This is a genomic window from Enterobacter sp. PL_is379, assembly GCF_055817355.1.
Genome location: NZ_JBVPGT010000018.1, coordinates 68,070 through 93,121, shown reverse-complemented (window position 1 = coordinate 93,121; position 25,052 = coordinate 68,070). Strand labels below are relative to the sequence as shown.

Genomic DNA, 25,052 nt, shown 5'->3' with positions numbered 1-25,052 from the left:
CTGGACTGACGTTCTGCCAGAATTTGGCGGCGATACCTACGGCGCTGACAACTTCCTGCAGCAACGTGCTAACGGCGTCGCGACCTACCGTAACCAGGACTTCTTTGGTCTGGTGGACGGCCTGAACTTTGCTCTGCAGTACCAGGGCAAAAACGGCAGCGTAGAGGGTGAAAACACCAGCGGTCGCAGCCTGCTGAACCAGAACGGCGACGGCTATGGCGCATCCCTGACTTACGATCTGGGTGAAGGCTTCAGCGTGGGTGGCGCAATGTCCTCTTCACGTCGTACCGCTGACCAGAATGCGGCTGGCGTATACGGTGAAGGCGACCGCGCTGAAGTATACAGCGGTGGTGTGAAATACGACGCGAACAACATTTACCTTGCTGCGCAGTACTCTCAGACCTATAACGCAACCCGCTTCGGTACTTCTAACAACAAGCGTACCGACATCTACGGCTTTGCCAACAAGGCGCAAAACTTCGAAGTTGTGGCTCAGTATCAGTTCGACTTTGGCCTGCGTCCATCCATCGCTTACCTGCAGTCTAAAGGCAAAGACATCGAAAACTTCGGCGACCAGGATCTGGTTAAATACATCGATGTTGGCACGACCTATTATTTTAACAAAAACATGTCCACCTACGTGGATTACAAAATCAACCTGCTCGACGACAACAAGTTCACTCGCCAGGCAGGCATCGGTACCGACAACATCGTGGCGCTGGGTCTGACCTACCAGTTCTAAATTTTGTCACTACAAAAGCCAGCTGAACAAGCTGGCTTTTTTTATCTTCCTATCCGGCTGACGACTCTCCGTTCGCAGCCCAACGAAGCCAGTTTTGCAGCAGCTTGCCGTCCTCGGTCATCTCTGAGTCTGTACGCACGCAGAGGTAATAATCGCGCCCGTCATCAATCGGTAAGTCAAATATCTTCACCAGCTCGCCGCTCTCAAGATACGGCGCAATCAGCGGCTCACGCATTAGCGCACAGCCCAGACCAGCCTGTACGCCCGCCAGCGTCAACAGTCCGTCTTCAAACAGCGGGCCGCTGCGCCGGAGAGGACGTTTTACCCCCTGCAACAAAAACCACTGCGTCCAGCTCGTGCGCTCTTCATCGTGCAGGAGCGGCATTTGCAGCAACTGCTCAGGCGTATCGATATGGCCATGAATGCGTAAAAACGCGCGGCTGCACACCGGTACCATCTGACCGGAAATCAGCTTTTCACTCTGATAGCCCGCCCACTGCCCGTTGCCAAAACGAATCGACATATCCGACGCGTCGCTCAGATAGTTACGGTGGTTGGCATATACCACGTTGATCTCGGTTTGGGGATTGGCGCGCATAAACGCAGGCAAACGTGGGATAAACCACCCCATACCAAACAGCGGGATTAGGCTGATGGTGACCTGACGCGTTTGCGCCTGCTCCGCCAGGTGCTCCGTTGCCTGGCGCAGCACGTTAAATGCCGCACGGATCGAGCGGTAATATTCACGTCCGTGCTGGCTCAGCACAAGCCTGCGTCCCTGACGCTCCGTGAGCGGAATTTGCAGATACCCTTCAAGCACCTTGAGTTGATGACTGACCGCCGACGGTGAGATATCCAGCTCCTGCGCGGCCAGCGTGACGCTGCCCAGCCGGGCGATGGCCTCAAAGGCACGGACAGCCCGAAGCGGCGGATCGTTTGCCAGGCGACTGTCTGCATACGCGGACAAATCTGCCGATTGTTCTGTTTTATTCATATGTTGATTTCTTTAGGCTTTTTAGCCGGAAACGCGATTACATTATCTTTATACAAATCATTAAGATAAAGCAATGCCGGTTTATCATAAGAAATAATATATGTGTATTTTACAATTTAATTCATTTATTGGATGGTAGCCGCAGAAACAGCACTTTGCGGGTACAGACGTTGGATACACTCATACAACAACTGATCAACGGTGTGATGCTGGGAAGCATCTACGCGCTGATCGCGCTGGGCTATACCATGGTGTATGGCATCTTGCGCATTATTAATTTTGCTCACGGCGATATTCTGATGGTCGGTGCGCTCACCACGCTTTCCGCCATTAACGCCCTGAATACCACCTTTCCACACATGCCGCTGCTGTTGCAGCTTGGTGTTGCCCTGGTGATTGCCATGGCCGTTTGCGCCCTGCTGGCAATGGCCGTGGAGCGGTTTGCCTACCGTCGACTGCGTAACGCCCCACGCCTGGCACCGCTGATCTCGGGTATCGGCGTCTCGGTCCTGCTGCAAACCGTGGCGATGATTATCTGGACGCGCAACCCGCTGATGTTCCCGCAGATCCTGCCCATGGATCCGATCGCCGTGACGGCAGGAAGTGAACTGCATCCCCCTGCGATTGTGACCGTCACCGGCATTGTTACCGTGGCGCTGGCGCTTGCGGTAATGACCGGGCTATGGCTGCTGGTGGAATACACCCGTCTGGGCCGCGGCATGCGCGCCGTGGCGGAAAACCCGCGCGTGGCCACGCTGATGGGGGTTAACCCCAATGCCATTATTACCCTGACGTTCGCCATTGGCGGCGTGTTTGCCGCGCTGGCAGGCGTCATGATGGCCAGCAACTACGGCAACGCCAGCTTCTCAATGGGCTTTTTGCCGGGGATCAAAGCCTTTACCGCCGCCGTGCTGGGAGGCATTGGTAACATTCGTGGCGCAATGATTGGCGGGATCCTGCTCGGCATTATCGAAGCGCTGGGCGCAGGTTATCTGGGGGAACTCACCCACGGCGTATTTGGCAGCAACTATCAGGATGTCTTTGCCTTTATGGTGCTGATCCTGGTGCTGGTCTTCCGCCCGGCTGGCCTGCTGGGCGAGCGCGTGGCGCACAGGGCGTAAGGAATACCATGACAACACTTCAACTTCAGGCCCCGACGACGACGCGCAAATTCTGGTCAGGCATGGTCCTGTTCTGCCTCGCGCTGCTGATTGCTCCCGTAATGGCCACGCAGCTTGGCGGCAACTACTGGGTACGTGTGATCGACTTCGCCCTGCTCTACATCATGCTGGCACTCGGGCTCAATATTGTGGTGGGCTATACCGGCCTGCTGGACATGGGCTTTATCGCCTTTTACGCGGTCGGCGCCTACCTTGCGGCACTAATGGCCTCCCCACACCTTCTGGCGGTATTTCCTGTCCTCAGCGTCTGGTTCCCTGACGGGCTGCACACCTCATATCTGCTGATTATACCGCTGGCGGCGCTCGTCGCGGCGGTCTGCGGCATTTTACTCGGTGCTCCTACGCTGAAGCTGCGCGGGGACTACCTGGCGATAGTAACCCTCGGCTTTGGCGAAATTATCCGCATTCTGATGCGCAACCTCGACCGACCGGTGAACATCACCAACGGTGCGAAGGGTATTACCGGGGTGGATACGCTCAACCTGTTCGGCCTGAAGTTCAGCGGCGTATACCACTGGTTTGGTTTCAAAGTGCCTGCCCTGTGGCTGTGGTACTACCTGCTGATGCTGGTCATTGTGGCGATTATTTTTGTCTGCCTGCGCCTGCAGCATTCCCGTATTGGTCGCGCCTGGCACGCCATCCGTGAAGATGAGGATGTGGCGCGCGCGATGGGCATCAACGTGCGTAACTATAAGCTGCTGGCCTTTGCGATGGGTGCCTCTTTTGGCGGCGTGGCGGGTGCCCTGTTCGGCGCGTTTCAGGGCTTTGTCTCCCCGGAATCCTTCACGTTACAGGAGTCCATTGCCGTGCTGGCGATGGTGGTGCTGGGCGGTATGGGACACATTCCTGGCGTGATCCTCGGCGCGATACTGCTTACCGCCCTGCCGGAACTGCTGCGCAGTCAGGCAGCGCCAGTTCAGCAGGCGCTGTTCGGTACGGTGCTGATTGACCCGGAAGTGCTGCGTCAGCTGTTTTACGGCCTGGCGCTGGTACTGGTCATGCTGGTGCGTCCTTCAGGCATCTGGCCGGTTCGCCACAAGGAGGTGAAAGCATGAGCCTGTTAACCGTACGCAACATGTCAAAACGCTTCGGCGGGCTTACCGCCGTGGATGACGTTTCGATCGCCGTGAACAAGGGTGAGATCTACGGCCTGATTGGTCCCAACGGGGCGGGAAAAACCACCTGTTTTAACCTGATCACCGGGCTTTATCCGGCGGACAGTGGTGAATTTTCGATTGCCGATAAGCCCTATTTCCCAAAGCACATTGAGAAAGTCACCGCCGCCGGGATTGCCCGCACGTTTCAGAACGTGCGCCTCTTTAACGACATGTCGGTGCTGGAAAACGTGATGGTGGGTCGCCACGTGCGCACCCGTAACGGCCTGTGGGCCGCGCTGAGCCGTCACAAACGCGCTCGCGAGGAAGAGAGGCAGACCCGGGAACTGGCCTGGCACTGGCTGGAGTACACCGGCATTGCCAGGTTCGCCCACTACCGCGCCTGCGATCTGGCCTATGGTCATCAACGCCGTCTGGAGATTGCCCGCGCGCTGGCAACGGATCCGCTGCTGCTGGCGCTGGACGAACCCGCCGCCGGGATGAACGCAGCGGAAAAAGTGGCGCTCGGCGAGCTGCTAATCCGCCTGCGCGATGATGGCAAAACCCTGCTGATGATTGAGCATGACGTCAAGCTGGTGATGGGCATCTGCGATCGCCTGACGGTGCTGGATTACGGCAAAACGCTCGCCAGCGGCACGCCGGAGAACGTACGTCGAGACCCGTCAGTGATCGCCGCCTGGCTTGGAGGCAACGCCCATGTCTGAATTACTGAAGGTGGAACGTGTGGACGTGCATTACGGCGGTATTCAGGCCGTCCGGGATGTCTCTTTTACCCTGCACGAGGGTGAACAGGCGACGCTGATCGGCGCTAACGGCGCGGGGAAAAGCTCCACCGTGCGCGCCATTACCGGGCTGGAAAGCTTTAGCGGCAGTATTGAATTCCGCGGTAAAGACGTCCGCAGACACAGGCCCGAGGCGCTACTGCGCGACGGGCTGGTGATGGTCCCGGAGGGCCGCGGGATCTTCTCCCGCATGACGGTCCTGGAAAACCTGCAGATGGGCGCCTGGCTCAGGCGTGACACTGTCACCTTTAATCGCGAAATGAACGAGATATTCGAGCGCTTCCCGCGCCTGGGCGAACGCCAGCATCAGCTTGCCGGCCTGCTGTCCGGCGGTGAGCAACAGCTGCTGGCCCTTAACCGCGCCCTGCTCAGCCGCCCGCGCCTGCTGATCCTCGACGAGCCGTCGATGGGCCTCGCGCCGAAGATGGTTGAAAACATTTTTACCGTCATTGCCGGCCTGCGCGAGCGCGGCGTTGCCCTGCTGCTCATCGAACAAAACGCCCGTCTCGCGCTGGAAGTCACCGACAGCGCGTGGGTGATGGACAGCGGCAGCATTGTTCATCATGGCGAATCGAAAGCGCTGCTCAATGACGACCAGATTGCACAAATTTATTTGGGCGAAATGCCCGTTTAACCACACCAGCCAACATCAGGGAAATACAATGAAAACAGTAAAAATCAGTGCGCTCAGCGCCGCTATCCTCCTCGGCAGCTTTGCCTCGCCGGCCACGTGGGCCGCTGACAGCGAAACCGTGGTTATCGGTCTCGCGGGCCCGCTCACCGGCCCGTCTGCCCGTATCGGTAAAGATCTGGAGAACGGCGCGCAGCTGGCCATTGACGACATTAACAAGCAGCACCCGAGCATCGGCGGCAAAGCGGTGACCTTCAAACTGCAGTCCGAAGACGATCAGTCCGACCCGCGCACCGCCGTGGCCGTCGCGCAGCGTCTGGTGGATAGCGGCGTGGCGGGCGTCGTCGGTCACTGGAACACCGGTACCAGCATTCCTGCCGCACGTGTCTATCACGATGCGGGCATCGCCCAGGTCGCACCGGTCGCGACCGGTCACGCCTATACGCAACAAGGTTTTGATACCAGCTTCCGCGTGATGGGACACGACGATGACGGCGGTCAGTTTGCAGGTCAGTACGCGGTGAATACGCTGAAAGCCAAACGCATTGCGGTGATCGACGACCGTACCGCATTTGGTCAGGGTCTGGCAGACCAGTTTATTAAATCGCTGGAAGCCCAGGGCGTGAAAATTGTCGATCGTCAGTACGTGGATGACAAAACGGTGGACTTCAGCGCCGTACTGACCGCCATCCGCAGTAAAAACGCCGATCTGATCTTCTTCGGCGGCGTCGACAGCCAGGCCGCACCGCTGGCGCGTCGCATCAAACAGCTGGGCATGAATGCCACGCTGATGGGCGCAGGCGGATTCGTCAGCCAGACGTTCCTCAAGCTGGCGCAGAAAGAAGGCGAAGGCGTTGTGGCGCTGGAGCCGGGTCTGCCCGTTGACCAGATGCCGGGTGGAAAGGCATTCGAACAGGCCTATCAGTCCCGCTACCACACCCATATCGAACTGCACGCCCCGTTCGCCTATGACGCCACCCGCGTGCTGGTTGCGGCGATGGAAAAAGCAGACTCCGTTGAGCCTTCCGCGTATCTGCCTGCCCTGCGCGCCATCAGCTATTCCGGCGTCACCGGGCAGATCGCGTTTGATAAAGAGGGCAACCTGAAATCGCCGTCGTTCACGGTCTACAAGGTGGTCGACGGCAAATGGCAGCCGCAGACCGTGCTGGGCGGCGCAAAAGCGAAGTAACGCAGCGAGGCAATGTGATGAGTGATAATAACGAGCTGGGCATTCTCGCCCGCCGCAAAATTGAAGCAGAAATTATTAAGCCAATTTATGAAATCCTGGTGCGCGAGATAGGGAAAGCCCGCGCCCAGGCGGTGATTGGCGAGGCCATTGAGCAGGCAGCGATTGACGCTGGTAAAGCGTTTGCCAGCAAAGAACCCAACGGCGCGAACATCAAGAGCTTTATCGCCCTGCAGTATCTGTGGGAGAAGGATAACGCCCTGGAGGTGAAGGTGATCGACGCCGACGACCAGCAATACAACTACAACGTGACCCGCTGTCGCTACGCGGAGATGTACCACGAGATGGGGCTGGGCGAGATTGGTCATCTGCTCTCCTGCGCGCGGGATGAAAAATTCATCGTTGGCTATGCGCCGGACGTTGAGCTAACCCGCACCACCACCATCATGCAGGGCGGCTCGTGCTGTGATTTCCGCTACCGCAGCAGCAAGGACAAGCCATGATCCGCGTCAACGCCAAACGGCTGTGGTCAACGCTTGAGATGATGGCGCAGATCGGCGGCACGCCCGCCGGTGGCGTCACCCGTCTGGCATTGAGCGAGGAAGATCGTGTTGCGCGCAACCTGCTGCGCGACTGGGCGATGGACGCGGGTTTTACCTGTGACGTCGACAGCATGGGCAACATGTTTATCCGTCGCGCGGGGAAAAACCCGCAGCTTCCCCCGGTCCTGACGGGGTCACATGTGGATACCCAGCCGCTGGGCGGTAACTACGACGGGGTTTACGGCGTGCTGGCCGGGCTTGAGCTGCTGCGTACCCTCAATGACCATCACGTTGAGACGGAGCGTGACGTTGTGCTGGTGAACTGGACCAACGAAGAAGGCGCGCGCTTTGCGCCAGCCATGCTCTCTTCAGGGGTCTGGACGGGGCAGTTTAGCGAAGCGTACGCCCATGCCCGCGCGGATAACGATGGCATCACCGTGGGCGAAGCGCTGGATAAGATTGGCTACCGGGGTGAAACCCCTGCCCGCGCGTTTCCGGTTCACGCCTGCTACGAACTGCACATCGAGCAGGGCCCGATCCTGGAAGATGAAGCCATCGATATCGGCTTAGTCCGCGCGGCAATGGGCCAGCGCTGGTTTACCCTGACGCTGGACGGATTCGCCGCTCACGCGGGCACGACGCCGATGCACAGCCGCCGTGACGCGCTGACCGCCTTCGCTGAGCTGGCATTGAAAGTGGAAGAGATTGGCTATCGGCATGCGCCGGACGGACGCGCGACGATCGGTATGGCGAAGGTTACGCCAAACTCGCGCAACGTCGTGCCGTCTCGTGTGGAATGCAGCGTGGAGTTTCGCCATCCGGCGCAGCAGGCTCTGGAAGCCATGGAAGCGGCGCTGCATAAGGTGGCTGAAAGCCTGAGCCTGCGCGGCGTGTCGGCTCTCGTTGAGCGCATTTTTGACTACGCGCCCATCGCGTTTGATGCCGAATGCCTCGCTCGTACGGAGAAGGCCGTGGCGGAACTGGGCTATTCGTCGAAACCGATGGTCTCCGGTGCGGGACACGACACCTGCTATGTGAGCAAAATTGCGCCCGCCAGCATGATCTTTATCCCCTGCGTGAAGGGCGTCAGCCATAACGAAGCGGAAAGGATCCTGCCGGAGTGGTCGGAGAAAGGGGCGAACGTGCTGTTGCACAGCGTCCTGTCCGCGGCCCAGGAGAGCTAGAACGGCGCGAAAGCAGCCCCCTGCTTTCGCGCGACGCTAGACGGCAACGCGCCGGCTGATTTCAACCACCCGATCGCTGGGAAGGTGGTAGTGGTTGATGACGTGCGTGCAGTTGCGCTTCATGAAGGCAAAAATGTGCCGTTGCCAGGCCGCCATACCGGCCCCGCCTTCGCCTGCCACAATGGTTTCATGCCCGACATACCAGGTGGCATCATCCGTGGCAAAAAGCGCGTTAATCTCGCTGACCCCCTGTAACAACCGCGGAATGTCCGGGTGTTCCATAAACCCATATTGCGCAACGCCGTGCCAGTAGCCCGGCGCGCGCTGTTCCACCCTGATACGCTGCTCTTCCCCGACGTAGGGCACATTGAGTATATCAATGGTCAGCGACAACACATCCTGCTGTAGCGCCCGATTTCGCGCGACATGCCAGCGCATGACTGGTGGGATATTGTTCTGTGTACGGGTCAAAAACACGGCCGAGCCTACCACTCTGGGCACCGTCTTTTGCTGAAGCTGGGCAAAGAACGCATCCACGCTGACGCCCTTCTCGCCCACCGATGCGGAGACCGCCTTAACGCCGCGGTGCCAGATTAGCATCACCGTACAAATGGCTGCGGCCATCAGCAGCGGGATATAGCCGCCCTCCAGGACTTTAATTAGATTGGCAAACAAGAAGGTGGCATCAATCACCAGGAAACAGAGGGCAATAAGCGCGCTGCTGACCCGGCTCCAGCGCCACACTTCCCGCATCGCCACAAACAACAGCCCCGTGGTCATCAGCATGGTTAACGACACGGCGATGCCGTACGCCGCGGCAAGCTTATCGGAGGATTTAAAGAACACCACCAGCCCGATGGTCACCACCATCAGCAGCCAGTTTATTATCCCGATATAAATCTGACCGTAGCTTTCTGCCGCCGTCTGTTTGATGCGTAACCGGGGTAACCAGCCAAGCTGAATGGCCTGGCGCGTCATGGAAAACGCGCCGGTAATAATCGCCTGACTGGCGATTATCGTCGCCAGCGCGGCAAGAATGATGAGCGGAACCTGGAGAACAGGCGGACAGAGCGTGTAGAAAAGGTTTTGCTTGCTGTCGGCACCGGCCAGAATCAGCGCTGACTGGCCAGCATAGTTGAGCAGCAGCGAAGGAAAGACGATACCGTACCAGGCAAGCCAGATGGGCTTTTTACCGAAATGCCCCATGTCTGCATACAGGGCCTCGGCCCCCGTCACGCAGAGAAAAACGCCGCCCAGGACCAGGAAACTGGTGTACCCGTTCGAAAACAAAAATGCGATGCCGTAAGCAGGATTAAGGGCCAACAGTACCGAGGGGTGCTGAACGATCCCCCGCACGCCCAGGGCCGCAATCGCCAGGAACCACAGCGCCATGACCGGGCCAAATATTTTCCCTATGCGGGCGGTACCAAAAGGCTGGATAAGAAACAGCGCCAGCAACACTGCCACCGTCAGGGGTAATATGTACGGCTGGGACTCAGGGATCACCATCTCCAGCCCTTCAAGGGCAGAAAGCACGGAGATGGCCGGGGTGATCGCGCCGTCGCCGTATATCAACGCGGCGCCAATCAGGGCGGCAAAAATGACCCAGCGCCCGCCTTTGCCTTTCTCCACCAGAAGCGACATTAAGGCCATGATGCCCCCCTCGCCATGATTATCAATTCGCATGGCGAAGGCGGCATATTTTATGGATGTCACCAGGATGAGTGTCCAGGTGATCAGGGAGAGTAGGCCCAGTATGACGCCGGGCGTAGGGTCATGCTCAGAGAGCGAAAGTACCGTCCGGAAGGTATAAAGCGGGCTGGTGCCGATATCACCAAAAACGACGCCCAGCGCCCCCCCTGCAAGCAGGGTTAACCGGGAGAGCGGTTGGGACGGTTCACTGCTGTGGCGAAGGCTCATATTTTCCAGCAAGAGTCAGATAATCCTGTAAAAAACATAGCCCATCTGCCCCGTCCGCGCCAACCGCGCGCCCTGTATTACTGCGGCTTGACCTTCGCCAGGCTGAACCAGATCCCCACGGCCAGCAACAGCAGCATTCCGCCCGCGCTGCCCAACGCCACGCTGTGCGAGGTGATAAACGCGCTTTTCGCCGCCTCAATCACCGACTCCGCCAGCGTCGGGGTCAGATCCTGCGCCACCTTCATCGCCTCACCAATGGATGACGAGGCTTTATCGACGAGCGAGGCATTCAGCCCTTGCGGCAGGGCAATCGACGCCGAGAAGCTGCGGGTCAACAGCAGACCAAAAATGGCGATCCCCAGTCCGGCGCCCAGTTCGTAGGACATGGTTTCAATTGCCCCTGCGGCGGCGGCTTTCTCTTTCGGCGCGGCCGCCATAATTGCCGAGGTCGAGGCCAGCAGCGCGCTGGCGGCACTGAAGCCGAGCAGCACCATCAGTCCCCACGCCTGCCACTGCTGTGTGCTGAAGTCGAGCATCGACAGGCCGATAAAGCTGACGGCGCTGAGCCCCATGCCGCCGGCCGCGACGATGCGTAGCCCTAATCGCCCAACCAGCACGCCTGCGATCGGCCCGCTGAACCCGCTGGCGACCATCACCGGCAGCATGAACATGCCCGCTTCAAACGGCGTAAAGCCATGAACAAACTGCAGCTCCTGGGCCATCAGCAGCTCAAACCCGACCAGGGCAATCATGGCGGTCATCGCCATCACCACGCCGCTCAAAATGATGCGATGGCAGAACAGACGCATGTCGATCATCGGTACGCGAGCGCGGAGCTGAATACGCACGAAGATAAACAGCAGTACCGAGCCGGTAATCAGCGCGGACGCGACTATCCACGGTGACAGCGCGCCTTTCAGGGCGGTTTTCGCACTGAAGACCAGCAGTAAAATCGCCACAATCAACATAATGGCATGGCTAATATTCAGCGGCTGCTCCGGGCGGCCGTGCTGAGGAGGCACAAAACGCGCGGCCAGCGAAACCACCACCAGCACAATCGGCACGTTAATTAAAAACACCGATCCCCAGTAAAAATGCTCAAGCAGCATACCGCCAATCAACGGGCCAAACGCCGCACCACCGGAACCGACCGCCGCCCAGACGCCGAGCGCAATATTGCGATCCCGCGCGTCGATAAACAGCGTACGGATCCCAGCCAGCGTAGCCGGAATAATCATCGCCGCACCAATTGCCAGCGAGGCGCGCGCCGCAATCAGCCACCCTGCTGACGGGGCAAACGCTGCCGCCAGCGATGACAGGCCAAACAGCGTACTGCCGATCATCAACAGCCGTTTAAAACCGATACGGTCACCCAGGGCGCCCATCGGCAACACCATACCCGCCATCACCAGCGAGTAAATATCGATGATCCACAGCAATTCATTGCCGCTGGCACCCAGCGTCATGCTCAATGTCGGCGCCGCCACGTGCAGCACCGTCGCGTCGATCGCCACCGGGATATACACCAGCACGATAATCACTAACGCTAACCACTGACGAAACATAAATTTCCTTTTCTTTTAAAACATGGACACATGTCCAGGATGCGATCCTACGTAAAGTTGAACGCATGTCCAGCTTTTTGTTACACTCGTTTCGTTCCCATTGAGAGTGAGTAAACATGCGATATCTGAGCAAGGATGAACGGCGGGAAGCCATCTTACAGGCCGCCATGCGCGTGGCGCTGGCAGAAGGACTGGCGGCAATGACGGTGCGCCGCGTTGCGGCTGAAGCCGGAGTCGCCACCGGACAGGTGCATCATCACTTTACGTCCGGCGGGGAGCTAAAATCGCTGGCCTTCGTACGGTTGATTCGCGAGCTGTTGGATGCAGATGTCGCGGGTAAACAGGCCGGTTGGCGGGAGCAGCTTCATGCCATGCTCGGCAGCGATGACGGCAGATTTGAGCCCTATATTCGCCTGTGGCGTGAAGCGCAGATCCTTGCCAGCCGTGATGCCGACATCAAGGGTGCCTATGTGATGACCATGGAGATGTGGCATCAGGAAACGGTGGCGCTGATTAACGCGGGAACGGAGGCCGGGGTATTTCGTCCCGGCGATCGGGCGGAAAATATCGCCTGGCGCTTGATTGGGTTGGTGTGTGGTCTTGACGGAATGTATATCTTAAACATGCCCGAAATGGATGAGGTCGCGTTCAACAATCATCTGGATAAGTTAATCACGCTCGAGTTGTTTACTACCCCGTCTCAGCCGTGATGTTGCCGGGTGGCGGCTTCGCCTTACCCGGCCTACAGCCCACCTCTTTGCGCATTATTTCCCGGCCTGAGGATGTGTATCAAAGCCCGCCATCACCGCCGTCAATTCTGCGAGTGAAAAACCGTGCTTAGGGTCGTCAACGCCCAGGCCAAACCGCTCCTGCATCAGCTTATACAGCGCCTCCGCATCCGACAAATGGATCTGCTCCTCCACATGACCGTTCTGCCAGTGGGTAAAGTTAAAGTTGGTCAGCGTCAGCTTGCCGCCGTCCGGCAGATGGCGGCACATCAGCAGATGATGGCGGAAGTGCGACTGCGGCCAGTGCGCTGACCAGAAATTCCCCATCACGTAATCACTGAAATACTGTGTCGTCAGGTCAAAATGGTACATCGACTGCCAGTGCTCGTGGTGACGGAACTGCAGCACCCAGTCGTTACCCTCGCTCAGCAGACGATACAGGCCGTGCGGCGTTTCCTGTTCCTCACTGGCGAGCAGACGAATTGGCGCCGTCAGCGTCTGGCCGCCAAACCCCACGTCCGCAATCCAGCGCTCGCCGTTAAGCTCAACCAGCAGCAGGCGGTGAGTGCGCGGCGGCATTTGCGGCGGGTTCGCTAATACCACCCGTCCCAGCAGGCTGCGCACCGTGAACCCGACCTCACGCAATACCCGCTCAAACAGGCCGTTTTGCTCAAAGCAATATCCTCCGCGACGGGCGGTGACCAGCTTGTCGACCAGACACCGATCGTCAAGCTGGATTTCGCGCGGCAGCACGACGTCAATATTCTCAAAAGGGATCGCACAGTTATGGTGTAAATGCAGCGCGCGCAGGGTATCGATATCCACCCGTGTCGGTTGCGTCCAGCCGATGCGAGCGAAGTAGGCGGTCAGGAATGGGGACATACATCAGTTTCCTTTGATTGTGATGTTCTGTTTATAAACTAATTTTACGCACTCACTTTGATTTACGTGCTTTTTCGTCATACTCATCGTTACAGATGAGGAGATCCTATGAGCCACTTTCACCCTGTTGAATTACGTCATGCCAGCCGTCTGCTGAACCACGGCCCTACTGTGCTTATCACCAGTCGGGATGAAAGCCTCGACAGACGCAACGTGATGGCCGCCGCATGGTCAATGCCCGTTGAGTTTGAGCCGCCGCGCATCGCAATCGTGGTGGACAAAAGTACCTGGTCGCGCGAGCTGATTGAACGCAGTGGGAAATTTGGCATCGTCATCCCCGGCGTGGCGGCGGCCAACTGGACTTACGCGGTCGGCAGCGTCAGCGGGCGCGATGAAGACAAATTCAACTGCTACGGGATCCCGGTCGTGAACGGTCCTGAACTTGGCCTGCCGGTGATTGAAGAAAAATGTCTGGCGTGGATGGAGTGTCGGTTATTACCTGTAACTTCTGCGGCAGAAAAATACGATACGCTGTTTGGAGAAGTGGTTTCAGCGGCAGCCGATGAACGCGCGTTTGTCGCCGGACGCTGGCAGTTTGACGAGGATAAGCTGAATACCCTGCATCATCTTGGAGCCGGGACATTTGTGGCGAGTGGGAAGATGGTGAAGGCGCTGGATTGATTTTCTAAATGATATCTTACTGAATTATATTAAATTTCTATGGCATTTTATGTTTACTATTGCGTGGTAAAACGGAGGATATTTCCGGAGTTGCTGCATTAGCATTCTCGCATTAAGGAAATATCAATGACATGGAATAAAGATGGCGCAATCTCATATGCCAAATCACACGCCCAACCTAAGAGCACGGGGTATTGTGCTCACTACGTCACCGAAGCGATCAGAACGGGGGGAAGATTAAAAATCCCCAATACGCGTCTGGCAAAAGACATGGGGCGTACATTGGTCAACGCTGGATTCCGCCTGGTATACGATCAACCTCATGCCGGTGACGTAGCCGTTATCCAAAATATTGTGGGTCACGATAGCGGGCACGTTTGCATATACGATGGTCAGCAATGGATAAGTGATTTTGTACAACGCACTCTGTATCCAGGACAGGCTTACCGAAACATACAGCCCCATTACGAACTGTTCAGGCATGACTAATGAAAACACTCTGCTTTTTTCTTTTAGCCCTGTCTCCCTTCGCGGTCGCAGATAGCATCTCTTCACCAGACCAGGCAGCACTTAAATTCAATCAATGGTATATCGCTCAGCTGAATCAGGACAAACCGCCGGTGCTGAAACCAGACATCATGAATGAATATGTTGCCTCAGGGACCATTGCAGCGATTAAAGAAATGTACTCTGGCGACAGTAACGAAAAAGACATGCCCGATGCTGATATGTTCATCAAATCGCAGGACTGGGATGAAGACTGGAATCAGATAACCGTCTTACACTCTGATTTTGATGCCGTTTGCACAAACGTCTATCTCGCATTTGGTAAGAAACAAAATCACGTTGTAGCAGATTGTCTCGTTCAGGAAGAAGGGAAATGGAAAGTTCGATCGGCCACGCTGATCAAGTAATAATCGGATATGAAAGCCCTCTGCTACAGCAGCAAAAGCACATGGTAGCCCAGCGGCTACCGTGTGCAATTCATTAACTACTTCGCGCGTCGTGAAATAATCTCATCCGCAACATTCCGCGGGGCTTCCGCAAAATGATGGAACTCCATCGTATACGTCGCGCGTCCCTGGGACATCGAACGCAATGTCGTGGCATAACCAAACATCTCTGCCAGCGGTACGTCGGCGCGGATAATCTGGCTGCCGTACTGCTCCGCCATCCCCTGCACCATGCCGCGTCGGGATGAGAGATCGCCCATGATGTTACCGGCGTACTCTTCCGGCGTTTCCACCTCCACATGCATGATCGGCTCAAGGATCACCGGATCCGCCCTGCGGGCGCCCTCTTTGAAACCGAGGATCGCCGCCATGCGGAAGGCCATCTCCGAGGAGTCGACATCGTGATACGAGCCAAACGTCAGCGTCGCTTTTACATCGACGACCGGATAGCCCGCCAGCACCCCGCTGTTCATCGCTTCCCGCAGCCCTTTCTCAACGGACGGGATATACTCACGGGGCACCACGCCGCCCTTAGTGGCATCTTCAAATTTAAAACCACTTCCGGGCTCCAGCGGCTCCAGGCTCAGCACCACATGACCGTACTGGCCTTTACCGCCGGACTGACGGACAAATTTGCCTTCGATATCCTTCACCGTTTTACGCAGGGTTTCACGATAGGTCACCTGCGGACGACCGATATTTGCCTCGACGCCAAACTCACGTTTCATGCGGTCGACGATAATCTCGAGGTGTAGCTCACCCATCCCGGAGATAATGGTCTGGCCGGACTCTTCGTCAGTATGCAGGCGGAAAGACGGGTCTTCCGCTGCCAGACGCTGCAGCGCGATCCCCATTTTCTCCTGATCTCCTTTGGTTTTCGGCTCAATCGCCAGCGAGATCACCGGATCCGGGAACTCCATGCGCTCAAGCGTAATGACGGCGTTCGGATCGGTAAGCGTGTCGCCGGTGGTCACGTCTTTCAGCCCGACACAGGCCGCGATATCCCCGGCACGCAGTTCGTCCACCTCGTGGCGATCGTTAGCATGCATCAGCACAATACGTCCGATACGCTCTTTCTTCCCTTTCACCGGGTTGTACACCGCGTCGCCTTTGCGCAGCACGCCAGAGTACACGCGGATAAAGGTCAGCTGCCCGACATACGGGTCGCTCATCAGCTTGAACGCCAGGGCCGAGAACGGCTCATCATCGCTCGGATGACGCTCCGCATGCTGCCCTTTTTCATCCACGCCATCAATGGCCGGCACGTCCAGCGGCGACGGCATGAGCTCAATAACCGCATCGAGCATGCGCTGTACGCCTTTATTCTTGAACGCGCTGCCGCACAGCATCGGCTGGATTTCGCCCGAGATGGTGCGAATACGCAGCCCTTTGATGATTTCCGCTTCCGTCAGGTCGCCCGTCTCCAGGTACTTATCCATCAGTTCATCGCTGGCTTCCGCCGCCGCAGAGACCATTTTTTCCCGCCATTCCCGGGCGGTGCTGACTAAATCATCCGGCACGGGCGCATAGGTAAACACCATGCCCTGCGTCGCATCGTCCCACAGAATGGTGCGCATCTTGATGAGATCCACCACGCCGGTGAAGTGATCTTCAGCACCCACCGGGATGACAATCGGCACCGGATTGGCCTTCAGGCGTTCCTGCATCATCCGCACGACGCGGAAGAAATCGGCACCCGGACGGTCCATTTTGTTGACGAAGGCCAGTCGCGGAACGTGATATTTATTGGCCTGACGCCAGACGGTTTCTGACTGCGGCTGCACGCCGCCCACGGAGTCATACACCATCACGGCACCGTCGAGTACGCGCATGGAACGTTCCACTTCAATGGTGAAATCCACGTGCCCCGGGGTGTCGATGATGTTAATCCGGTGCGGCTCATATCCTCTGTCCATACCCGGCCAGAAGCAGCTGACCGCCGCGGAGGTAATCGTGATCCCGCGCTCTTGCTCCTGCGCCATCCAGTCAGTGGTTGCCGCGCCATCGTGTACTTCACCCAGCTTGTGGCTCATCCCGGTATAAAACAGGATGCGCTCAGTGGTGGTGGTTTTACCGGCATCGATATGCGCGGAGATACCGATGTTGCGATAACGTTCGAGAGGGATGGGTCGGGGCATGATATTTCCTTAAGTCTTATGACTTGTCTGTGACGACCAGGATGGTCGTGCATTCGTTCGTTTGCTATAATAGTCCTATTGTACGAGTATTATCGAACTATTTTTTAACGATTGACCTATTGTTGATATAGCTCAATCTGACGCCATACGCAGGAAAACGATGATCCCAAACCACCCTGAAACTGAACAAATACTGCTGGAAAATGTGCTGTTTGCCCTCGGCAACCCGCTCCGGCTGTCGATAATTCGCCGGCTGGCCGATGGCAGCGAACTCAGCTGTAACGCGCTGCGCCCGGAAGATGTGGTGAAGTCTACGATGACCCATCACTGGCGCGTATTGCGCGACAGCGGCGTGATCTGGCAGCGTCCGCAGGGACGAGAAAACATGATTTCATTGCGCAGAGAGGATCTGGATGCCCGCTTTCCGGGGCTGATGGCGATACTTTTACAGGCTAAATCATAAGAGCATATCGGGTTAAAGCCCCTTAATGATGTAAGGGGCATATCGTCAGCAAAGGGATTTACCTTACCTGCATACGATATTCAATCATTCCACTTTTTTTCGCAATCCAGTCATACAATCGTTGCCCGCGATAGTTGGCTTCATGCGTATGCCAGTAAAGATGACTGGCATGATGTTTTCTGGCTTCTCTCTGAACATATTCTATTAACTGTTTGCCAATATGTTTGCCCCTGACAGCTTCGCAGACATATAAATCTTCGAGGTAGCAGTAATCGCTCTCAGCCCAGGTCGAACGGTGAAAGAGATAATGCGCAAAACCCACTATTTCTCCATTACATCGTGCCACCACGCAGAATAGCGGCTCAACGGGGCTGAAAAATCGTTGCCAGGTTCGTTCTGTAATCGCCCCGGACAGATCGACGTTGTAAAACGCCTGATATTTTCCCCATAGTGGCATCCAGCTTTCAAAATCACGTTCTTTAACTGCCTCAATTGTCACGATCGTATTGTTCATATTGCCTCTTCTCTCACCCGTTTATTCGTTTCAGGAAGAGTGTATTCGCTGAATGGCACGTTTTGCCCCGCCAATTCTCGACATCAAAGCAGACCAATTTTTCATCCTGCTGCATGCAGTATTGCTTTAGAATCAAGAGACACAGAGGAAAAGTGGACAACGTAATGTTTAAGCACGCGCAGCTTGAAACGGTTAAGGCATGGATTATCGACCCCGCTAACGGATCGCTACCGCTTCATGAAAGGATCCAGAGAGCAATACGGACGCTGATACTGGAAGGGGTATTATCTCACGGTAAGGCCCTTCCTGCTTCACGCGCTCTGGCGGCTTCTCTCAGCGTTTCCCGGGATACCATAGAAGCGGCCTACTCCAGCCTGCATGCCGAAGGTTTTATTGAGAGACAAACAGGCAGAGGGAGCTTCGTCTCTTCCAGCGCGCGTTTTTTAAAACCCCGCCCTCGACAGCATCAGCCAACCGCTGAGATACGAAAAGCAAAACTCAGCGTCCGGGGAAAGATCGTTTATGAAAGCGGCGGGATCCGCGAATTTTCCTCCCCTCGTCCCCTTGCGCCCGGCATTCCTGAAACCCGCATGTTTCCCATTTCAACCTGGGAGCGTCTTCAGCGACAGGTCCTCAAGGAGTTTCAGCATCAGGCATTAGAGCAAAGTCCACCACAGGGTATAGAGCGCCTGCGACGGGCCATTGCGGAATATGTCAACCTGGAGCGCGGAACGCGTGCGAGGGTAGAACAGATCATCGTTCTGACAAGTTCTCAACAGGCGCTTGCGCTCTGTTCCCACGTGCTGATGGATGCCGGAGACGGCATTGTCATTGAAGATCCCTCCTATCAAGGGGCACACAAAGCGTTCAACGCCGCAGGACTTCGCTGCATTCCGGTTCCTCTTGATGAAAAAGGCATCTCGGTTGACGGTCTTAATTCTCTGACCGAGCCAGCCAGGGCGATATACCTCACGCCTTCTCATCAGTACCCTACCGGGGTGACGCTCTCTCTTGACCGACGACTGGCAGTTGTCAAATGGGCAAACCGTTACGGGGCCTGGATCATTGAGGATGACTATGACAGTGAGTTTCACTACGAAGGTAAGCCTATGGCCAGTCTTCAGGGGCTTGATACGTACAACCGGACAATTTATATCGGCACGTTCACCAAGTCTCTGTTCCCCGGGCTGCGTATTGCCTACATGATCGTTCCCTCAGAATTGACAGATCCCTTTACCATGGCGAGGACATTGATGGATGGTCACACCGCCTCAATAACCCAGCTGACGCTGGCTAAATTTCTGGAGGGAGGCCATTTTGGTGCCTATGTTCGTAAGATGAGGAGTATTTACGTTGCTCGTCGCGATGCGCTGGCAAGCCTGATGGATGCGTATCTTTCTGAGTATGTTGCCTGTGAAACGCCTGCGGGGGGAATGCAAATGCCTTGTCATCTGAAACACGGAATATCCGAGAAAGAGATAGCCACCGCCGCCCGCCGTGCGGGTGTTGATATACTTGGGCTTACCGATTTATATGCAGGTCCCCCCGCGTCCACCGGTTTTTTGATGGGATTTGCTGCTTACACGGAAAGGGAAATAGAAGACGCTGTAAAAAAACTGGCCGCCATTTTCCGTCATGTTTGATGCGTCGACTGCTCAGCGGCGAATACTCATTCCGGGCGAGCAAGGCTATATACGGGGATCCGTCGGCTGGTCTTTGTCAGCGTATCAAAGACTTCGGTCTCCGACGTCACAATTCTCACGCCCATTTTCCTTAACCTCTGTACATCAGCCGCGATGCGCTGAATGCCAAACCAGAAAAGCCCGTCGAGTGCCGTCACAGACAGGCCGTTTTCCAGCGCCAGCTTGAGACGTTCCTTTGGGGCTTTGACCTGCTGGGCAATTTGCCTGTAAGGCACTTCATTACATCCTGTCGCGTCACTGCGCTGGATCCGCGTTTTCAGCTGATAGGTAAACTCGTCAGGTATTCCATCGAGATCCCTTTTCAGGCTATAGACGCAGCCAAAGCGCTTGCCGTTAAACAGAACATTTTTCTGACTGAGCTGAAGTTCTTTTCTGACAACGTCTATTAACTGGGGCGCACGGGTGAGAAGTAGCCTGAAGGGCAGCTCGAAGCTGGTGACGTAATCCACGTTAAGCAATGCGAGACGCAACCGCTCCTCTGCCCCGGACTTTTGCTCACGACACTCTTCCATCACCTCCGCCCACTGGCGCGTCAGGCGCTCCGGCTCGGCGGCTTCGGTAAGGAGATATTTTTCAATCTGATAATCAACTCTTCCGGTCATCGTGTGGTATCCCGTCGCTGTGGATGCGGTAATTCTATACAGTACGGTGATATTTATAAAGGACTGAACCGCAGCGACATCCTGAAAATGTCGTTGCGATTCAGTACCCTGACGTTTCGAATCAGTGCGCCATAATCCAGCCCATCAGCAGCGTGGCGAAAATCACCGTCGACGCGCCGCCGATGCGGGTGGCGATCTGCGCGAACGGCATGAGCGACATCCGGTTAGACGCGGACAAAATGGCCACGTCCCCCGTTCCGCCCAGCCCGCTGTGGCAGCAGGTTACAATGGCCGCTTCCACAGGATACATATTCAGACGCGACGCGATAAAGTAGCCGCTCAGCGCCATCGCAATCACAACCGAACCGCATACCACCACGTATCCTACCGAGAACACCGACACCACGCTCTCAAGCGGCACGTATAACATCCCGAGGCCGATCATCAGCGGCCAGACCAGCGCAGCCGAGACGAATTTATAGCAACTGTGCGCGCCCTGCTCCATTGAGGCCGGGATCACCCTGAAGTATTTACACAGAACAGCAATCAGGATCATCAGCACCGGGCCGGGAATGTGGACCAGTTTTTCAAACAATCCGCCGACGATGAAAAACGCGCACACCATCAGTAACCCGCCGCCCATCAGATGAAAATCCGTCTGCTGTGTGCTTTGCGCCCCGGCAAACAGGCTGGCGTCGTCTTTACTCCGCGTGAGCATGCCATTTCCCGAAAGCGCAGGACGTTTCGCGCCAAGACGCGCCAGCGAGCCCGCACAAATAATGGCGAAGATATTCCCGACGACCGCAGCGGGTGCCAGCTGTGCAACGTAGACGTCCGGCGTCTGCCCCAGTATTGCCGAATAGGCCAGGGACAGCGGCAAAATGCCCTCGCCAATTCCACCGCCAATGATGGGCACAATGATGAAGAAGAAGGTATGGTAAGGCGTATAACCAAACAGTGAACCCACAATGAGGCCGCTCAGCACGGCCATGCATGTTCCCGCCACCAGCGGAACAAACATGCGCATCATCCCCTGGATCAGCAGCACCCGGTTCATCCCCAGAATACTGCCGACCACCAGGCAGGCAATCACGAAATAGAGAAGGTTCGCCTCTTTCATCAGCAGATGCACGGTATCAAGGGTATGTTTCCCGAATACACCAAAATAGACCAGCACGGAGGGCACCATCAGGCACAGGATCGCCGGGCCGCCGATATCTTTCAACACCGGGATTTGACGCCCTACTTTCGCAAACGCGAAACCGAGGGTCATGATCACCGCGAGGCCACCTATCATATTTTTTGGCAGCAGCCCTGCCCAGGCGGATGTCGCCACAATCGCGGCAATCCCGACGAACAGCATCAGCGGGACCGTGCCCACCTCGGTATTGTTGAGCCCAAAGGCAAAACGCGAGGTAGACAGCTCAGAAGTCGGTACAGGATTATCTTTCATATAATCACCTGAAAATTGTGTTCGGATATACAGAGAAAGGAATAACTGAAACTATTCCTGATACGAAAAAATGTTCTTAAATATAAATAATGATTTAGATGGCCTTTTCTAAAAACAGGCTCAGGGTGAAATTATCACGGGCCTGCAGGGAGAAATGTGAACAATTCGGCTCTTTGCCTTTAAATAACTTAATTCAGCGTTAAGTAACTAAAGTTATTTATGGCAACTCATGTCGCATTCTTGCGTCTTATCAATTTTTAACGCAAGCATTACTTATCCAACTAATGCAATCTTTTTGAAATTAATAAAACCAGAGAGAGTGTGACACTTGTCACTCCTGCCCTGCTATCTAAGCGCTAGATTAGCGCTGCAATAAAACACATAAAATACCCTACAGGAAATACTATGCCTTCATTACTATTACAGTCACTGTTTCCGCTCGTCTTTATTATGTTACTTGGATGGCTAAGTGGAAAGCTGGGATATTCCCGGCGAGAAGATGCAAACGTCATGGCAACCGTGGTGATTCGTTTCGCCCTTCCTTTTCATCTTTTCATTGGTGCATTGCATACCGATCCCAATAAAATTAAAAACCTGACCTTTATGGCCGTCCTGGTTGTCGGTTTAATGGGGTCGTATTTACTGACGCTGTTTATTTCACGCTATGTTTTTCGCCACGATATCAAAACCAGCGCCATTCAGTCTCTGGTTTGCGCCTTTCCTGATATGGCCTACTTTGGCGCGCCGGTCCTGGCGGTATTGATTGGGCCGGAAGGATTTATCGGTGTGCTGATAGGTAACATTATCACCAGCGTTATCATGATCCCTCTGACCATCGTCCTGATTCGTATGGGTGATAAAAATGGTCATGATGGCCTGGAGGCGCTGCACCCCGGGGCGATGATCGTGCAAAACCTCATCAAAGCGGCTCGCAACCCTATCGTCTGGATCCCGGTCTCCGGCGTCTTGCTCAGTCTCGCCGGTGTGCAAATCCCTTCCATTCTCAGCATGCCTATTGAGATGGTTGGCAAGGTTTCCGGCGGACTGTCCCTGTTTGCCCTCGGCCTGCTGTTTTACGGTGAACGTCCAAAACTGAACGTGCAGACATTTACCAATATCAGTATTAAAAACCTGATTCAGCCGGCAATGATGGCCGCCGCAGGGATCGCCTTTGGCCTGAGTCATACCTTACTGCAGCAGGTCGTAATTATTGGCGCAACGCCTTCCGCTATTGCCGCGGGGATGTTTGCTTTACGCAGCGACACCTATATTGATACCGCATCCTCTTCCATATTAATTGGTACTGCCGTCGGGGTCGTGACCGAAGGCATTATGATCTATTTCATCTCTTAATCTGTTTTATATAAAAAATTCAGGAGTTAACCATGTCCCGGAAAGAAGTTCTGTACACCCCTTACAATGGGGCCGTATTGCTGGAGAATCCGCTATTAAATAAAGGACTCGCTTTTATTAAAGAAGAGCGTGATAATTTTAATCTGCATGGGTTATTGCCGCACAACGTTGAAACCATTGAAGAACAAACCGAGCGCGCCTGGGTACAGTTCTGTCATTTTAAAAGCGATATCTCGCGTCATGTTTACCTGCGAAATATTCAGGACACCAATGAAACTCTCTTTTACAACCTCTTACGTTCGCATCTGAAAGAGACGTTACCGATTATCTATACCCCGACGGTCGGTGAAGCCTGCGAGCATTTCTCTACGATTTATCGCCGCGCGCGCGGCTTGTTTATTTCATGGCCTAACCGTCATCGTATTGATGAGATGCTGCAAAGTTTTTCACGCAACGACGTTCGCGTGATTGTGGTGACGGACGGGGAACGTATTTTAGGGCTTGGCGACCAGGGTATCGGCGGTATGGGCATTCCGATTGGCAAGCTGTCGCTCTATACCGCCTGCGGAGGGATCCATCCGGCCTCCACCCTCCCGATTATGCTGGATGTCGGCACCAATAATCAGCAACACCTCGACGACCCGATGTACATGGGCTGGCGTCATCCGCGCATCAGCGACGACCAATACGCTGAGTTTATGGATATGTTTGTCAGCACCGTGAAAGCACGCTGGCCCAATGTTCTCCTGCAGTTTGAAGACTTTGCGCAGAAAAACGCCACTCGCCTGCTCCAGCGCTACCGCGACCAGCTGTGCTGCTTCAATGATGATATCCAGGGCACGGCAGCGGTCACCGCAGGTACGCTGATGGCGGCGGCCCATGCGGCAGGCACCCGCATTCGCGATCAGCGCGTTGTCTTCCTGGGCAGTGGTTCTGCCGGATGCGGGATCGCTGAAAAAATTGTGGCGCTGATGGTGGATGACGGCCTGAGCGAGTCCGAAGCGCGCAGCCGGATCTTCATGGTCGATCGCTTCGGTCTGCTGACCGACGACATGACCAACCTGCTCGATTTCCAGAAAAACCTGCTTACCGCGCGCGACGCCGTTAGCCGCTGGCAGGTAGAGGCGAAGAATATTTCCCTGCTGGACGTGGTGAAGAACGCGCATCCTACGGTGATGATCGGCGTTTCAGGCCAGCCGGGTCTGTTCAGCGAAGAGATTGTCAAAGAGATGCATCGCCACTGCCCGCGTCCGATTATCATGCCGCTCTCAAACCCGACGTCGCGGGCGGAGGCCCAGCCTCAGGATCTTATCGCCTGGACCCAGGGAGCCGCGCTGGTGGCCACCGGCAGCCCGTTCGCGCCGGTATTCTGGGAGAATGCACACTACGAGATTGCCCAGTGTAACAACGCCTATATCTTCCCTGGTCTGGGGCTGGGCGTTCTGGCCTGTAACGCGCGCCGGGTCACGGAAGAGATGCTGATGGCAGCTAGCCGCAGCCTGGCCGCGCAGTCTCCTCTGGTCACCACGGAAAAAGGTGGATTGCTGCCGCCGGTAGATCAGATTGAAACGGTCTCACGCCAGATTGCCGTCGCCGTCGCCCGGGCTGCGATTGAACAGGGCGTGGCACCGGCGATAGATGATGAGACGTTGATGGCGCGTATCGAGAAGACGTGGTGGCAGGCGGACTATGCGCCGTACCGCCGATCCGCGCTGTAGCGACGGTCATGCCCTCACCGCA

24 protein-coding genes are annotated in these 25,052 nt (G+C 55.9%); 16 read left to right on the top strand and 8 right to left on the bottom strand.

Translation table 11 applies throughout. The annotated features are described in order from the left end of the window. Positions 1-742 (top strand): porin (locus AC0TOY_RS01975; RefSeq protein WP_473721432.1); only part of this gene is annotated, 742 nt, incomplete at its 5' end. Between the two features lie 49 nt (positions 743-791). Here AC0TOY_RS01975 and AC0TOY_RS01970 read toward each other — a convergent pair. After that, the gene (locus AC0TOY_RS01970; protein WP_157189239.1) at positions 792-1,736 is read right to left on the bottom strand and encodes a LysR substrate-binding domain-containing protein; all 945 of its coding nucleotides are present in this window, start codon (positions 1,734-1,736) and stop codon (positions 792-794) included. 170 nt (positions 1,737-1,906) lie between these two features. Between AC0TOY_RS01970 and AC0TOY_RS01965 the strand changes: the two genes are divergently transcribed. From AC0TOY_RS01965 to AC0TOY_RS01935, 7 genes are read left to right on the top strand one after another with little or no spacing between them, the layout of a single operon-like run. Further along, positions 1,907-2,857, top strand: coding sequence for a branched-chain amino acid ABC transporter permease (locus tag AC0TOY_RS01965; protein WP_048992040.1), 951 nt, complete (start codon positions 1,907-1,909; stop codon positions 2,855-2,857). An 8-nt stretch (positions 2,858-2,865) separates the two neighbouring features. Further along, entirely contained in the window at positions 2,866-3,972 is a 1,107-nt protein-coding gene (locus tag AC0TOY_RS01960) for a branched-chain amino acid ABC transporter permease (protein ID WP_208762914.1), read from the top strand. Then, a complete protein-coding gene (locus AC0TOY_RS01955) occupies positions 3,969-4,736 on the top strand; it encodes an ABC transporter ATP-binding protein (protein ID WP_208762915.1) in 768 nt (255 codons plus the stop codon). Before AC0TOY_RS01960 ends, AC0TOY_RS01955 begins: the two co-directional genes overlap by 4 nt. Then, positions 4,729-5,448, top strand: coding sequence for an ABC transporter ATP-binding protein (locus tag AC0TOY_RS01950; RefSeq protein WP_473721431.1), 720 nt, complete (start codon positions 4,729-4,731; stop codon positions 5,446-5,448). The genes AC0TOY_RS01955 and AC0TOY_RS01950 overlap by 8 nt, the downstream gene beginning before the upstream one ends. A 28-nt stretch (positions 5,449-5,476) precedes the next feature. Further along, positions 5,477-6,634 carry a branched-chain amino acid ABC transporter substrate-binding protein gene (locus tag AC0TOY_RS01945; protein ID WP_473721430.1) on the top strand — a complete coding sequence of 386 codons (1,158 nt, stop codon included), beginning with the start codon at positions 5,477-5,479 and terminating at the stop codon, positions 6,632-6,634. Positions 6,635-6,651: 17 nt separating this feature from the next. Next, positions 6,652-7,134 carry an L-2-amino-thiazoline-4-carboxylic acid hydrolase gene (locus AC0TOY_RS01940; protein WP_048992032.1) on the top strand — a complete coding sequence of 161 codons (483 nt, stop codon included), beginning with the start codon at positions 6,652-6,654 and terminating at the stop codon, positions 7,132-7,134. After that, positions 7,131-8,357: a Zn-dependent hydrolase gene (locus AC0TOY_RS01935; protein ID WP_473721429.1), complete on the top strand. Its 1,227-nt coding sequence runs from the start codon at positions 7,131-7,133 to the stop codon at positions 8,355-8,357. Before AC0TOY_RS01940 ends, AC0TOY_RS01935 begins: the two co-directional genes overlap by 4 nt. Before the next feature lie 36 nt (positions 8,358-8,393). On the opposite strand, the gene AC0TOY_RS01930 is transcribed toward AC0TOY_RS01935, so the two are convergent. Both AC0TOY_RS01930 and AC0TOY_RS01925 read right to left on the bottom strand, forming a co-directional pair. Beyond that, positions 8,394-10,277, bottom strand: coding sequence for a potassium transporter Kup (locus AC0TOY_RS01930; protein ID WP_248164762.1), 1,884 nt, complete (start codon positions 10,275-10,277; stop codon positions 8,394-8,396). A 77-nt stretch (positions 10,278-10,354) separates the two neighbouring features. After that, on the bottom strand, positions 10,355-11,842 hold the full coding sequence (locus tag AC0TOY_RS01925; RefSeq protein ID WP_473721428.1) for a SmvA family efflux MFS transporter: 1,488 nt from the start codon (positions 11,840-11,842) through the stop codon (positions 10,355-10,357). A gap of 116 nt (positions 11,843-11,958) precedes the next feature. Between AC0TOY_RS01925 and AC0TOY_RS01920 the strand changes: the two genes are divergently transcribed. Beyond that, positions 11,959-12,552: a TetR family transcriptional regulator gene (locus tag AC0TOY_RS01920; RefSeq protein ID WP_148769477.1), complete on the top strand. Its 594-nt coding sequence runs from the start codon at positions 11,959-11,961 to the stop codon at positions 12,550-12,552. Positions 12,553-12,606: 54 nt separating this feature from the next. Here AC0TOY_RS01920 and nhoA read toward each other — a convergent pair whose 3' ends face one another. Beyond that, on the bottom strand, positions 12,607-13,452 hold the full coding sequence (gene nhoA, locus AC0TOY_RS01915) for an N-hydroxyarylamine O-acetyltransferase (RefSeq protein WP_048992022.1): 846 nt from the start codon (positions 13,450-13,452) through the stop codon (positions 12,607-12,609). 108 nt (positions 13,453-13,560) lie between these two features. On the opposite strand from nhoA, the gene AC0TOY_RS01910 reads away from it, so the two are divergent. From AC0TOY_RS01910 to AC0TOY_RS01900, 3 genes are all read left to right on the top strand, one after another. Next, a complete protein-coding gene (locus AC0TOY_RS01910) occupies positions 13,561-14,133 on the top strand; it encodes a flavin reductase family protein (protein ID WP_473721427.1) in 573 nt (190 codons plus the stop codon). Positions 14,134-14,259: 126 nt separating this feature from the next. Continuing rightward, the gene (locus AC0TOY_RS01905; RefSeq protein ID WP_233100900.1) at positions 14,260-14,622 is read left to right on the top strand and encodes a CHAP domain-containing protein; all 363 of its coding nucleotides are present in this window, start codon (positions 14,260-14,262) and stop codon (positions 14,620-14,622) included. After that, on the top strand, positions 14,622-15,047 hold the full coding sequence (locus tag AC0TOY_RS01900) for a DUF3828 domain-containing protein (RefSeq protein ID WP_407820418.1): 426 nt from the start codon (positions 14,622-14,624) through the stop codon (positions 15,045-15,047). Before AC0TOY_RS01905 ends, AC0TOY_RS01900 begins: the two co-directional genes overlap by 1 nt. 77 nt (positions 15,048-15,124) lie before the next feature. Here AC0TOY_RS01900 and fusA read toward each other — a convergent pair whose 3' ends face one another. Further along, entirely contained in the window at positions 15,125-17,224 is a 2,100-nt protein-coding gene (gene fusA, locus AC0TOY_RS01895) for an elongation factor G (protein WP_032647431.1), read from the bottom strand. Between the two features lie 160 nt (positions 17,225-17,384). Here fusA and AC0TOY_RS01890 point away from each other — a divergent pair, with 160 nt between their 5' ends. After that, complete coding sequence (locus tag AC0TOY_RS01890) at positions 17,385-17,687, top strand: ArsR/SmtB family transcription factor (protein WP_024909591.1); 303 nt, start codon at positions 17,385-17,387, stop codon at positions 17,685-17,687. A gap of 58 nt (positions 17,688-17,745) precedes the next feature. Here AC0TOY_RS01890 and AC0TOY_RS01885 read toward each other — a convergent pair whose 3' ends face one another. After that, on the bottom strand, positions 17,746-18,201 hold the full coding sequence (locus tag AC0TOY_RS01885) for a GNAT family N-acetyltransferase (protein ID WP_048992019.1): 456 nt from the start codon (positions 18,199-18,201) through the stop codon (positions 17,746-17,748). Between the two features lie 164 nt (positions 18,202-18,365). Between AC0TOY_RS01885 and pdxR the strand changes: the two genes are divergently transcribed. Further along, positions 18,366-19,844: a MocR-like pyridoxine biosynthesis transcription factor PdxR gene (gene pdxR / locus AC0TOY_RS01880; RefSeq protein ID WP_473721426.1), complete on the top strand. Its 1,479-nt coding sequence runs from the start codon at positions 18,366-18,368 to the stop codon at positions 19,842-19,844. 26 nt (positions 19,845-19,870) lie between these two features. Here the strand turns inward: pdxR and AC0TOY_RS01875 are convergent, their stop codons facing one another. Beyond that, on the bottom strand, positions 19,871-20,506 hold the full coding sequence (locus AC0TOY_RS01875) for an ECs1377 family protein (RefSeq protein ID WP_024909594.1): 636 nt from the start codon (positions 20,504-20,506) through the stop codon (positions 19,871-19,873). Positions 20,507-20,627: 121 nt separating this feature from the next. Beyond that, complete coding sequence (locus AC0TOY_RS01870) at positions 20,628-21,959, bottom strand: 2-hydroxycarboxylate transporter family protein (RefSeq protein WP_033145663.1); 1,332 nt, start codon at positions 21,957-21,959, stop codon at positions 20,628-20,630. Positions 21,960-22,364: 405 nt separating this feature from the next. On the opposite strand from AC0TOY_RS01870, the gene AC0TOY_RS01865 reads away from it, so the two are divergent. Next, entirely contained in the window at positions 22,365-23,312 is a 948-nt protein-coding gene (locus AC0TOY_RS01865; RefSeq protein ID WP_024909596.1) for an AEC family transporter, read from the top strand. A 32-nt stretch (positions 23,313-23,344) separates the two neighbouring features. Continuing rightward, positions 23,345-25,030, top strand: coding sequence for an NAD-dependent malic enzyme (locus tag AC0TOY_RS01860; protein ID WP_024909597.1), 1,686 nt, complete (start codon positions 23,345-23,347; stop codon positions 25,028-25,030). Positions 25,031-25,052 lie beyond the last annotated feature (22 nt).